The organism is Sediminibacillus terrae (assembly GCF_009602435.1).
Taxonomy (GTDB): domain Bacteria; phylum Bacillota; class Bacilli; order Bacillales; family Amphibacillaceae; genus Sediminibacillus; species Sediminibacillus terrae.
Map to the genome: position 1 here is coordinate 406,706 of NZ_VZDQ01000011.1, position 12,474 is coordinate 419,179.

Genomic DNA, 12,474 nt, shown 5'->3' on the forward strand with positions numbered 1-12,474 from the left:
CTATTTTCTCCTGTTCCTAGTCTCTTTGCTATATTTCAACACGTCTATCTTCAATAAATCCTCTAATTGATGAATGGTGTAATCGGCTGGTTCCGGATTACTCCCCTTTGTCTTTTTCCATACAGTAATCATCCCTGCGTTTCCTGCTGCTGCAATATCCTTTTGCGGATGGTCTCCGACAAACAAGCATTTGTCCAGGGGAGCGTCCAGCTGCCTTGAAGCTCTATGGAAGATAGTTGGATCAGGTTTTTTGATCCCCTCTTTTTCAGAAACCAACACTACGTCAAAAAAACTTTCAATACCAAGCGCTTTGATGGAATCCAGTTGAAAGGGATACCGGCCATTCGTGATGACTCCTAACTTTAACCCCTGAAACCTCAAGGTTTCCAGGACACTTTTAAGGTTGGGATACGGGATACAACTATTCTTGAAGTGACTTATGTAATCATCAAGTAATTCCTGCCATGAAACAGAAGTAATGGAAAACATACTGACCAGCTGCTGATATACCCTGTCTTTCCAAACATATCCGCCGGCGTCTAATTTCAAGAAAGCTTCGATAAATTCCTTTTTCTCCACATCTTCCAAATAGCCCTCCAGCCGGTCATATTGACGATGTATGAAAAAGCGAATGCTTCTTTCACGGTCCAGCATGGTCCCATCCAGATCAAACAGAACAGCCTGTGTCATAATGCCAACCTCTTCATGTCTGGTAACCGATCAAAAAATCCTTTGTTCCTTTTTTGCCAGCGCAAGACTTGAGCAGCATCTCCCTTAACAATTGGACATATGTGCATCGTCCCTCTCCTTCTATTTCGCCTGGATTTTTTCCATCATCTTCAACATTTATACTATATCCTAATCCGTTCATCTTCGTCGACAACTCCTCAATATTTCCTGCCATAAGAAAAACCGAACGATGATTCAAAACAACCTTCGAAAATCGTTCGGTTTTTTTATATTCACCTTGTCTTGCATCCACTACTTCTAGTCTATTCGGTTATTCAGCAGTCACTGCTTCTTCCTGAGTCAAAGCTAACTGATAACGATAGATTCCGACTCCATCCTTGAAGTCGACAGCATAGTTTTGCACCCGGTTGTTCACCGGAATGATCACTGCCCGGTAGACCGTCGGGAATACAGGGATTTCGTCCACCATCAGCTCCTGCCATTTACTATAGACATCCTGACGGTAAGCCTCGTCGAATGCTTTTTCCGACACCCCTTCCTGCAGCAAGGCATCGTTTTCTTCACTTGCATAACGGGTATAATTAAAAGCAGCATCTCTGCCATATAAACCAGCCGGATTGACATCATACCCTACAGACCAGGCACCTTGATAAATGTCGATTTCCGGATCATCTGCTTCCACACGGTCATAGAAAGTATTGAATTCCTGCAAACGGCCATCAAGCAATTCGACTTTCAAGCCTACTGCTTCCCACGCCTGGATATAATATTGAGCCAACGGTTCTGCAGTGTCACCTCCTGACATCGAAGCAAAGTTGATCACAAGCTCATTGCCATCTTTGTCCTCACGGATACCATCGCCATTGACATCTTCATAGCCAGCATCGTCCAAAAGCTGGTTCGCCTTGTCAGGATCGTAGGTCGGCGCTTCGATACTGTCATCATGATAGTCAGGGTGGGATGGAGGAATGAGTGTATTGGCATTCCAGCGAAGCCCGTTGTAAAACTTTTTGCCGACCGTATCATTGTCTACGGCATGCCACATGGCTCTTCTTAGATCAACGTCTGCCATTTTTGCTTCAGGATCCGGGATGACCTCACCAGCCTCTGCATCCCATTTTCCCAATTTGAAACCAATGTACGTATAAGCAAGGTCTACGTCGCCGACAAACTCTACATTGGACATATCCGCATTCTCTGGATATTGATCGGTAGGAAAACTATCAACCAAGTCCACTTCTCCATTTTCCAATGCCTGCACGACTACATTCGGATTGATCACTTTTAGCGTAACCCCATCGAGGTTTGGTTCCCCCCGCCAGTAATTTTCGTTTTTCACGAAGGTCACGGATTCACCAGGCACAATCGAGTCTACTTTAAAAGGACCCATCCCGATGGGTTTTTCCCGTACTTCCGGAGAGGAAGACATATCAGCAACCGGAATGTCTTTGAAGATATGTTTTGGCATAGCATAAGACCAAATGCCGCTTGACAAAAGCGATGGGGTAAAGGTGTCATAGGATATTTTCATGGTTTTTTCATCGATGACTTCAATTCCGGATATTGCGTCTGCCTCTCCACTATGGTAGGCCTCCATGCCTTTGATAATAGTAAAATCCGATCCATATCGGATTCCGTCATAGTCCGGGTGACCTATCACCTCGTAGGCAAACTGCCAGTCTTCAGCTGTCACAGGCTCACCATCATGCCAGTTGACGTTATCGCGGATTTTGAATGTGATTGTCTTTGCTTCCCTGTCTACATCGAGCGTTGCAGCTCCGTCATTCGTATAAGCGTAGTTTTCATCCACATCCAACAACGATTCATCGAACCAGCTAATCACCTGTGCATCTGGATTTCCGGAGTAAAAGTTAAAGTTCAATGTCCCTTCAAAAGCAGTATCGGAAACTAAGCCGAAGTTAAGCGTCCCGCCCTCGATGGCCTCTCCTTGATTGGTCTTGATTTGTTCAAAATCATCAATCGAAAAAACATCGTCCTGTGCAGCTTCACCCTTATCCGCATTGTCGTTTCCTTCGACTTCCGCTTCTGCATCCTCGTCATTGCACGCTGTCAAAATGAAAAACATAAGGACCAGCGTCAACAAGGAAAACAGCTTGCCGAGATATCTCTTACTCATCTAATTTCCTCCCCTTAAAATGGTATGCCAGCGCTAGTGACTGACTATCTATACACAGCATCAATAACACCGTCATTGATGTGAGTATCCACTCTAACTGCCTTCTTCACCCTCGCCTCTGTCTTGAATCGGAAGCCCGCTTCAGTGCTTCACCCACATTGCGGACGCTTAACATCAGCACAAAAATCAGTACCGCTGCTGGCACCCATATCCACCATCTGTATTCCAAGGTTTGCGGGTTCCTAGCATAACCAAGCAAAGTACCAAGACTTGGCGTGCTTTCCGGAAATCCGAATCCCAGAAAAGACAGCCCGGACTCCAAACCGATATTCGCAGCTAAATTCAACGTCATCGTAACGATAATCAAGGAACTCAAATTCGGCAAGACTTGTGAAAACATGATTTTCCGTTCCGGAGTTCCCAGCGATTTGGACGCCTGAGCATAATCCAGTTCCCTTTCCTGTAAGGCTTTGGAACGAACCAAACGGGCAATCCCCATCCATAAAAAGGAAGTCATAATCAAAGAAAACGAAAAAATATCATATTTGGGAACAATAGCTACGAAAACAATGACAATCATCAAAAACGGGAGAATAAGAAAGAAGTCGACGACCCGCATCATGATATTATCGACCGTCCCGCCAAAGTAACCGGAAATCAAACCATACAGCACCCCTATGATTCCGGTCATCAAGGTGACCAGAATACCGATAGACAGAGAATTGCGTGTACCAATGATCAATTGGCCGAACACATCCCTGCCACCATAATCTGTCCCAAGCCAAAATTCTTCCGATGGGGGTTGATGGATCTCAAACAAATCCACCGAAACAATTTCATCTTGATCTAAAAACAAGGAAATGCCATACACAAAAATCGTGACCAACAACAAGAAAATGAAGGATATAAGTGCAATCCGGTCCCTGGCCAGTTCCCGCCACAAAATCATGACTCCGGAAGGGCTTTTTTCCTGTTTGCCAGGAGTGCCAGCCTGCAGTTCAGCCATGTTTTTCACCTCTTGATCATTTATTTAATACGGATTCTGGGATCTACAATGCTTAAAATGATATCCGACAGCAGCACACCTAAGATGGAAACCACACCCAGCAGCAACACGACCGAAGTGACCACGCTATAATCCCGTAGCGCGATAGAATCCATGAATAACAATCCCATTCCCGGGTAACTGTAAATGGTTTCGACGAATATCGTTCCTCCAATCAAACCAGTGATTTCAAAACCGAGGAATGCCGCAAGCGGAAGCAGAGAATTACGCAAGATATGACGATTATAGACCCGGGACTCCGGAGCCCCTTTCGCTCTTGCTGTGATAATGAAATCTTTTTGTTTGGTATCGATTATTTCACTGCGTAAATATTGGACAGTATTCACTGTGGTGATCAAAGCCATGGACAGAGCCGGCAATAATAGGTGCTGCAGTTTACTCACAATATAAGGGAAGGTTCCTGGCTCAAGTCCCGGTGCCACGCTGCCTCCCGTCGGAAACCATTCCAGCTTGAACCCGAAAACCCAAAGAGATACCAAAGCAAATATGAATAACGGAGTAGCAAAGCCAATGTAGGTATAGCCTGTGATCAACTGGTCGCGAAGTGTGTCATTGTATCTCCCGCTTGTAATGCCAAGAGGGATTGCAATTAGATAGGTAAGAATCAGGGTTGCAACAGCAAGCCAAAAAGTATTGGCAAGCCGCTGTCCAATCAAATCCGTCACTGGCATTTTATGACGGAAAGACTGACCGAGATCTCCATGAAGCGCGGAACCCACCCAATCCACATACTGCACATACCAAGGATTGTTCAAGCCAAGTTTTTCACGTTGCGCCTCGATGGCTGCTGGATCGATATTCGGATCAATTTGTCCAGAGAGAGCGTCACCGGGCATCATCTGAGCCATAAGGAATACCAGGACACTCAGCAATAAAACTTGTGGCATCGTAATGAGCAACCTTCTAACAATGAATTTCCACATAAGATCCTCAACCTTTCTCCGGCAATGCTGCTAGGTGGGAATCAGAGATGTTGCGCAAATCATAGACAAGCCCTTGTTCATCAAAATAATCATGGTAAGAACGTGTGTATTCGGCCTGTACTTCCTGGCGCAGACGCTTTTGAAGAGACCTTTTTTTCGGATCGATATCCGGTATCGCCGCCACCAGCCGTTTTGTGTATATGTGCTGTGGACTATTGAATATCTCTCCCGTTGTCCCCTCTTCGACAAAACGGCCCTTGTACATAATTCCGATCCGGTCACTCATATGCTTGACAATCCCCAAGTCATGGCTGATAAACAAATATGTAAGGTTCAATTCCTCCTGGATCTCCTGCATAAAGTTCAGTACTTGAGCCTGGACCGATACATCAAGAGCGGAAACGGGTTCATCGGCTATGATAAGTTTCGGTTTCAATGCTATCGCCCGGGCAATTCCGATTCTCTGCCGCTGACCACCTGAAAATTCATGAGGGTATTTCCAGATGCTGTCCTCGCTTAGTCCCACCCTTTTTAAAAGTTGAATCACTTGTTCCAGCTCGTCCTGTTTGGTCAGGTTCTCATAGTTCCGAAGCGGTTCGGCGATAATATCCAGCACACGCTTCCTCGGGTTCAAAGAGGAGTAAGGGTCTTGGAAGATCATTTGAACATCTTTTTTTCGCCTGGGATTTTTCCCCGTTAAACCTTCTCCCTCGAAAATCACCTGTCCCTCCGTTATTTTGTTCAAACCGATGATCGCCCGTCCGGTAGTTGTTTTTCCTGATCCTGATTCCCCCACCAATCCGTAGGTTTTCCCTTGTTCAATTGTAAAAGATACACCGTCCACTGCTTTCACAGCGCCGATTTTTCGATTGAACAACCCACCCCGGACCGGGAAATGGACTTTCAAATTTTTCACTTCAAGAAATGCCATGCGTCCATCCCTCCCTTTCCGCCGGGAAATGGAAATGGCGATAACACGTGCATCGCACGAAATGTTCTGGCTCCACTTCATGAAGTTCCGGTTGCTCTTCATGTGCCGAACCATCCAGCCACGGGATACGTTCTGCAAACCTGCAACCCCGTCTTGGCAGATGCTGGAGCGATGGAACAATACCTTGAATGACATGCAGCTTATCCTGTCCTTCATTCGGAACCGAATGCAAAAGCGATCGGGTATAAGGATGGAGCGGCTTTTCAAATAACGTATGGACGTCTGCCAGCTCCACTATCTGGCCTGCATACATCACAGCGACCCTGTCCGCCATTTCAGCCACCACCCCAAGATCATGGGTAATCAGAATGATTCCGGCATGCATGTTTTCTTTTAATTCTCTGATCAAATCTAAAATTTGCGCCTGGATGGTTACATCCAACGCTGTTGTCGGCTCATCGGCTATCAGCAATTCCGGTCTGTTGGCTATGGCGATGGCAATGATCACCCGCTGTCTCATCCCCCCTGACAATTGATGGGGGAATTGTTCACAGATTTGTTCCGGGCGGGGAATGCCCACTTGATTCAGTAAATCGATCACTCTTTCTTTCCGCTTTTTTTTGGTAAGTTTTTTCTGGTGGAGCAGAATGGCTTCCCCTATTTGATCTCCAATATTCATGAGGGGGTTCAAAGCCGTCAACGGGTCCTGAAAAATCATGGAAAGTTGGTCACCACGGAGCTGATTAAGCTTGCTATACGGCAACCCAACCAGTTCTTGCTCTTTAAATAATATACTGCCTTCTATTTTTGCCCGATTGTGCAACCCCATGATGGAAAAAGCCAGAGCACTTTTACCTGAGCCTGATTCACCGACAATTGCCAACACTTCATTTTTGTTAACCGTCAACGTCACATCGTCTACTGCAGCATAATAATCATCATGGATTCGAAAAGACGTGTTTAAATGCTGAATCTCGAGTAACGTATCAGCCAATATTCTCCCTCCCCGTATCTCATGGATAAAAATGAAAAACAATAAATTACTTTTTTTATCATAAATAGAAAATAAAGGATATAAAGAGTGACAAGATTAATTATATGGGATGGACTTCAAGAAAACAAGCTATTTTTTGATTTTTCGGAAAATTAACAATATTATTGTTTGATATAATCACTGTGGATAGGGAATTTTTAAGAAAAGCTCAAATGAGGTAATGCATACGCATATGTTGGTCTATGTGAAGAAGTATGTTCATTTTATAAAAAAAAGAGGACACGAGAAAGGGACCAAAAGAAGGAAAATTCTTGTTTCCACCCCCTTTCCCGGGGCTTTTGTAACGGTCCAATGGTTCTATTACAACCCCTAGCCTTCAGGAGGAAACAAACCTGAGAACCTTGCTCATGACATTATGGACCACCGATATGTGATTTTCCCCTTCCGCCTCATGATAGACGGAAAACAAGGAAGGGGATAACCTAGCAAAGGTATCTGCCAGCCGCCTGACGTCTTCCCGCATGAAATCCCTTTCCAACGAACCCGCTGCCAGAAAAACCCCCGTACCTGCTCTTGTTTGTTTTTTGCCTTTATCCCACTCTTCCAAATAGCGGAAAATCCCCCGATCATCCCACCATACCGACGGGCTGCATGCGACATAGCGCTGAAATGAACCAGGATAGTTTAAAAGCGAATAAAGGACGAACAACCCTCCGAGAGAGTGGCCGAACAGTGCCTGCTTCCGTGTATTAATAGATACATGCTCTGAAATCATTGGTTTTACTTCTGACTCAATAAAATTCGCAAAAGCTTCTGCCTGTCCATTTTCATAGTCGGAAAACTGAGGAGGAACTTTTCCGTTTTTAATCGGGAAAGTATAATCTCGGATTCGGTATGCTGGATCAAAGTCCTTTTCTGTCGGATGCCCGAGGCCGACTATGACCAGTGGTGAAACACCAGTTTTATCCGGCTTATGCGATTGGACACGAGCCATTTCACGAATCGTTTGGAAGAAAGCATTTCCGTCCAACACATAAAGCACAGGAAATCCCTCCTCCGGTACTTCTTGATTGGGTACGCTCACCATCAGCCGGAAATGTTCATTGTTTCCGGATACGATTTCGACCTGTTCTGTATGGGAAAAATAATCCTTTTTCTTTTCCAACGCCTTCTCTCCTTTTTGTATTTATATTTCCTGTCTGCTCTTGTATAGAAAATACTTCTTTTTCCTACACTTTTTAAATAGGCTGGATAAAGGCACCGACTAAGATCCTGCTCTAAAAGCCATATAAGCTTCCATCCAAGTGGGTAATGGGGCTTGATTTCCGAAAAAAACACCAAATCAGGATGTAATTCCATTATTATTTAACTATTCAAACATTTAAGAGAGGATGTGCAAGTTTGTCTATCATTAAAAAGCGTACCTTAATGCTGCTCGTTTTCGCAATGCTTCTCTTCCTTCCGTTAGCCGGACAAACGATGAACTTTCAGCTTACTGCTTCGGAAGATCCGCCCTCAAGCCAAACAACAGAGACAAAGACATTAAAACAAAAATTGGACGAAATTCTGGCAGATAATAAACTCGCCGGTACTGTGACAGGAGTCAGCGTCCGGAAAGCCAAAACCGGCGAACAGATATATTCACACAATGGGAATACACGTTTACGTCCTGCTTCCAACATGAAATTATTGACGAGTGCCGCCGCTTTGGACACACTGGGACCGGACTATCGATTCACGACCGAAGTATGGACGGACGGATCAGTAAAAGGCAAAGTGCTACACGGCAACCTCTATCTCAAGGGAAAAGGGGACCCGACATTGATGGAGGAAGACTTAAGGCAATTCGCAGCAGCGTTGCAGAATCAAGGCATTCACAAAATTAAAGGCAAGCTCGTCGGGGATGATACGTGGTATGATGACGTACGTTTATCTGAAGATTTGAATTGGTCGGATGAACCCTACTACACCGGAGCCCAGGTATCCGCACTTACGTTGTCACCTGATTCCGATTTTGATGCCGGAACGGTCATTGTCGAAGTAACCCCTTCTGATCAGGTCGGAGAGCCAGCCAACATCCGATTGACACCTGAGAATGATTACATAACGATCAACAATCAGACAAAGATGGTCGCTGAAAAGGAAACAAAGGATATTTCCATCATCCGTCAGCATGGCACGAACGAAATCGTTATTGAGGGCAGCATGCCATTAAACGGATCGCCATCTAAATCGTGGTCCTCTGTATGGGAACCCACAGGTTATGCTTTGAATGTTTTCAAACGAATCCTGGCGGAAGAGGGCATTTCTTTTATCGGAAAAACCGATATTGGTTTCCATCAAACCCCTAAACAGGCAAAGAGGCTTGCTGAAAAGAAATCAATGCCACTGAAAGAGCTGTTAATCCCCTTTATGAAATTAAGCAACAATGGACATGGAGAGATGTTGACGAAAGAAATGGGCAAAGTAGAGCATGGTGAAGGAAGCTGGGATAAAGGCTTGCAAGTGACCAAGTCGGTTGCGAAAGAATTGGGGGTAGACACCGGCACCATCCAATTGCGTGACGGCTCCGGTATGTCTCATAAAACCTATATCCCTGCCAATAGTCTGTCCCAGTTATTATACCACGCACAGGAGAAACCTTGGTTTCCGGTCTGGGAACAATCTCTTCCTATTGCCGGCATTTCCGACCGCCTGGTCGGGGGAACCCTCCGTAATCGGATGAAAGAAGATCCTGCAAAGGGAAACGTTAAAGCAAAGACCGGTTCACTGAACAGCGTTTCAACACTGTCTGGCTATGTCACTGCCAAAGACGGAGAAAAATTGATCTTTGCCGTCCTGATCAATAATTATCTAGGTTCCAGTTCTGGAATCACCGCAATCGAAGACGAGATTGCCATAACGTTGGCAAAGCATGAATTCTGATTATGGCTTGCAAGAGTACTTTTCTCATCCTGGTCAGAAAGCGGCCGGTTGGCGGCGGAGGCATAGCCGCCCTTCAATTCCTCTCTGCACTTTCGCTGCATAGACTTTTTGCCTGTTAACATTCCAGAAATTCTCTAGTGTAAGCTTAAGGCAATCCTCAGTATGGCATTTTGCCACACAGAGGATTGTCTTAAAACCTCCATGGGGAAGCACTGCAGATAGCAACACTCCAAAATTTATATTCTGCTTTTTCGCATTTTCCAATTAAAATCGCCCTTTGTGATCCGCCCCATCCTTACTTCATAATAGTCGAACCTTGGAGCAGTTCTGGTTTCGCTCCAAGTAGAAGCAGACATATTTTTGACTCGCTGACCTGCCGATGCCTTTCGATAATATCTTTTACCAAATTAATATCCGCCCGGTTTTTAAGTTTTTCTACTTCTTCCAGATACAAGCTGAGAACGGATTCCCTCACAAATTCCGGTTGATATTTTGGTGTCTCCTCCATCAACAAGGAACCCAAATACCCGTATTTGATCTGCAGCTGTCTTGTCAGGCTCACTACGTGAAGAAGGTGTTCATAAAGCTCCGGCTTTTGCTGTTTTAAGTGTTCTATATCCTCTTTAGCCTGATAAATTTCTGATAGACTAGCTAATTTCTTGGTCATGTATCTTCTCTCCTCTTTCCCAAGGCTTAAGTATGCCGATTTTTTCCGTTAGTTCCTTGCTATGCTTTCTACGTTGTCTCCGGATTTCTGCACGCTCTTTACCTGACTCGTAAAGGAAAATTTCTTCCTCGGTTTCGGGAATGATTTCAGGTACTTTAATCGGTTTTTTATTTTCATCTAAAGCTACAAACGTTAAAAATGCCGTTGCTGCAATGCGACGTTCACCTGTAAGCATATCCTCTGCAATCACCTTGCAAAAAATTTCCATGGATTTATTCCCTGTGTAAGAAACAAAGGATTCTACACAAACCGAATCAGTCTGATGAATCGGATGCAAGAAATCAATAGAATCTGTCGAAGCTGTCACACATTCTTTAACCCTGGCATGGCGTCTTGCCGATAATGTAGCATTGTTATCCAGTTTTTTCATTAGCACTCCACCGAACAACGTATTGTAATTGTTCAAATCATTAATCATTACTTGATCCGTATTGACTATCAAACTTTCCTTTGGATTCTTTGCATCAACCATTTGATCGATCCTTCCTTCGTTTTTTGTGTACATACTGAGTGTAAAACTGCCGGAAAGGATTCGTAAAATGGATATTTTTTATTGAAAGGATAGATTTTATCTATGTAATCGCTTCAACCTATGGAGGAAAAGTATGGTTTTGGCAAAACGCATTAGAAAAATAAATGCGCCTTTCTTCCAACTTCAGGGAAAATCGGACAATTCACAGCTTTTGACAGACGATCAGCTGTACTTAGTTCTGCGCTTATTAGCTATGCCGCCTCCATCCTAGGCTCAACCTCAAAATCAGCTAGAAACCCACTATTTTGATGTCGAAAAGCGTAAACGTTGTCCTCTTCAGAAAGGGTGTTATAAACCTGATGCCAAAACCAAAAGTTATTCGGTCAGCTTAAAATCCGAAGAACATATCGATCAACTCACCTTTCAAAACAGTGATACCTTTAAAAAAAGTGCGAAGGAACGATATAGGATTGAAGCTAAAAATAGCGAATTGAAGCATAGAACACGGATATGAGGCCGCCTCATCACCGGGTCTCGCAGGCATGCGCCTTCAAGGTGCTATGGCGATTTTCACGGCAAACGTAAAACGAATCGTTAAACTAATGCTCTAAAAATCAGACGAAAAGCGGTCAGTGGGGAAATTTAATTCCGCACTGACCGCTTTTTTAAAATGCTACCTATCATAAAACTTCTATATTTTAGTGGCCTCATGTCGAGGTGTTTCCTAAAGTCAAGCGTTCTTGGGTGTACTCAAGCCACTCCCTGGTCGCATACGATAAGTAATGATTTTTCCTCCATATTACCGCCAAATCCCACTCAATCGTCGGTTTTACTATTTTTATTGTCCACACCTTTTCTTTTAAGAGTTGGGAAACACTATAAGGCAGGATACAGATCCCCAAATCGGTCGCGATCATTTTTCCGATAAAATCCCATTGGGAGCTTTCAGCAACGACCCGGGGGATAAATCCTGCATTTCTACAAGCCTCTGAAATTTGATCATTCAACGCAAAATCTTTATTGAACAATATAAATTGCTGTTCCTTCAATTCTTCCAATTTCACTTGTTTTCTGGAAGCAAGCGAATGGGATTCAGGGACTACTACCCGCAACTCTTCTTTCATGAAAGAAAAGTAATGGAATTCATCTTCCATTGTAGGCAACACGGTTATTCCCACATCCAATTCATCATGATAAATATCTTCTTCGATTTTTTTTGTCCCGTTTTCGATAAGCTGAAATGTTATCTGTGGATAAAGCTGATGAAAGTCTCCTAAAATACGAATAAATTTATCGGCATCCATAATCGGGGGCAAACCGATACGAATATGCCCTTTTTGCAATCCCAGTAAATCGTCAAGTTCTGTTTGTAAATTGTCAAATGCCTTATCGATTGTATGGGCTTGTTCGAGTATGATTCTTCCAGCATCCGTCAATTCCAACTGCTTTTTTGACCGATCAAAAAGCTCTACACCCAGCTCCGCTTCAAGATTTTTTATCATCTTACTGATGGTAGGCTGCGTCACATACAAATGATCCGCGGCCCGAGTAAAACTGTTGTACTGACAAACTTCTATAAAGTATTTTAAATGCCTGATATCCATCATAT

Annotated in this window: 12 protein-coding genes and 1 pseudogene; 2 read left to right on the top strand and 11 right to left on the bottom strand. The window is 44.0% G+C overall.

The features are described 5' to 3' along the window. The 8 genes from F6X55_RS04640 to F6X55_RS04675 all read right to left on the bottom strand — a co-directional run bounded on the left by F6X55_RS04640 (nucleotide 1) and on the right by F6X55_RS04675 (nucleotide 7,906). Nucleotides 1–690 (bottom strand): HAD family hydrolase, encoded by a 690-nt coding sequence (locus tag F6X55_RS04640; protein WP_153462154.1) that lies wholly within the window; start codon nucleotides 688–690, stop codon nucleotides 1–3. A 13-nt stretch (nucleotides 691–703) separates the two neighbouring features. Then, nucleotides 704–871, bottom strand: coding sequence for a hypothetical protein (locus F6X55_RS04645; protein WP_153462156.1), 168 nt, complete (start codon nucleotides 869–871; stop codon nucleotides 704–706). Nucleotides 872–1,000: 129 nt separating this feature from the next. Continuing rightward, nucleotides 1,001–2,827 (bottom strand): oligopeptide ABC transporter substrate-binding protein, encoded by a 1,827-nt coding sequence (gene opp4A / locus F6X55_RS04650; protein WP_153462158.1) that lies wholly within the window; start codon nucleotides 2,825–2,827, stop codon nucleotides 1,001–1,003. Between the two features lie 106 nt (nucleotides 2,828–2,933). Continuing rightward, nucleotides 2,934–3,833, bottom strand: a complete 900-nt coding sequence (locus F6X55_RS04655; protein WP_051382083.1) for an ABC transporter permease — start codon at nucleotides 3,831–3,833, stop codon at nucleotides 2,934–2,936. A 20-nt stretch (nucleotides 3,834–3,853) separates the two neighbouring features. After that, on the bottom strand, nucleotides 3,854–4,816 hold the full coding sequence (gene opp4B / locus F6X55_RS04660; protein WP_153462160.1) for an oligopeptide ABC transporter permease: 963 nt from the start codon (nucleotides 4,814–4,816) through the stop codon (nucleotides 3,854–3,856). Between the two features lie 7 nt (nucleotides 4,817–4,823). Continuing rightward, nucleotides 4,824–5,747, bottom strand: a complete 924-nt coding sequence (locus tag F6X55_RS04665; protein ID WP_026771664.1) for an ABC transporter ATP-binding protein — start codon at nucleotides 5,745–5,747, stop codon at nucleotides 4,824–4,826. Beyond that, nucleotides 5,734–6,741 (bottom strand): ABC transporter ATP-binding protein, encoded by a 1,008-nt coding sequence (locus tag F6X55_RS04670; protein WP_153462162.1) that lies wholly within the window; start codon nucleotides 6,739–6,741, stop codon nucleotides 5,734–5,736. Before F6X55_RS04670 ends, F6X55_RS04665 begins: the two co-directional genes overlap by 14 nt. 376 nt (nucleotides 6,742–7,117) lie before the next feature. Next, nucleotides 7,118–7,906: an alpha/beta hydrolase gene (locus F6X55_RS04675; RefSeq protein ID WP_153462164.1), complete on the bottom strand. Its 789-nt coding sequence runs from the start codon at nucleotides 7,904–7,906 to the stop codon at nucleotides 7,118–7,120. Between the two features lie 263 nt (nucleotides 7,907–8,169). Here F6X55_RS04675 and dacB point away from each other — a divergent pair, with 263 nt between their 5' ends. Then, nucleotides 8,170–9,666 (top strand): D-alanyl-D-alanine carboxypeptidase/D-alanyl-D-alanine endopeptidase, encoded by a 1,497-nt coding sequence (gene dacB / locus F6X55_RS04680; protein ID WP_153462402.1) that lies wholly within the window; start codon nucleotides 8,170–8,172, stop codon nucleotides 9,664–9,666. Between the two features lie 295 nt (nucleotides 9,667–9,961). Here dacB and F6X55_RS04685 read toward each other — a convergent pair whose 3' ends face one another. Continuing rightward, nucleotides 9,962–10,333 (bottom strand): hypothetical protein, encoded by a 372-nt coding sequence (locus F6X55_RS04685; protein WP_026571645.1) that lies wholly within the window; start codon nucleotides 10,331–10,333, stop codon nucleotides 9,962–9,964. Continuing rightward, a complete protein-coding gene (locus F6X55_RS04690; protein WP_026571644.1) occupies nucleotides 10,314–10,865 on the bottom strand; it encodes an acyl-CoA thioesterase in 552 nt (183 codons plus the stop codon). The genes F6X55_RS04685 and F6X55_RS04690 overlap by 20 nt, the downstream gene beginning before the upstream one ends. Nucleotides 10,866–11,148: 283 nt before the next feature. On the opposite strand from F6X55_RS04690, the pseudogene F6X55_RS20170 reads away from it, so the two are divergent. Next, a pseudogene (locus F6X55_RS20170) lies at nucleotides 11,149–11,476 on the top strand (transposase); the annotation flags it as partial. Nucleotides 11,477–11,572: 96 nt separating this feature from the next. On the opposite strand, the gene cidR reads toward F6X55_RS20170, so the two are convergent. Continuing rightward, entirely contained in the window at nucleotides 11,573–12,469 is an 897-nt protein-coding gene (gene cidR / locus F6X55_RS04695) for a cidABC operon transcriptional activator CidR (protein ID WP_153462404.1), read from the bottom strand. Nucleotides 12,470–12,474 lie beyond the last annotated feature (5 nt).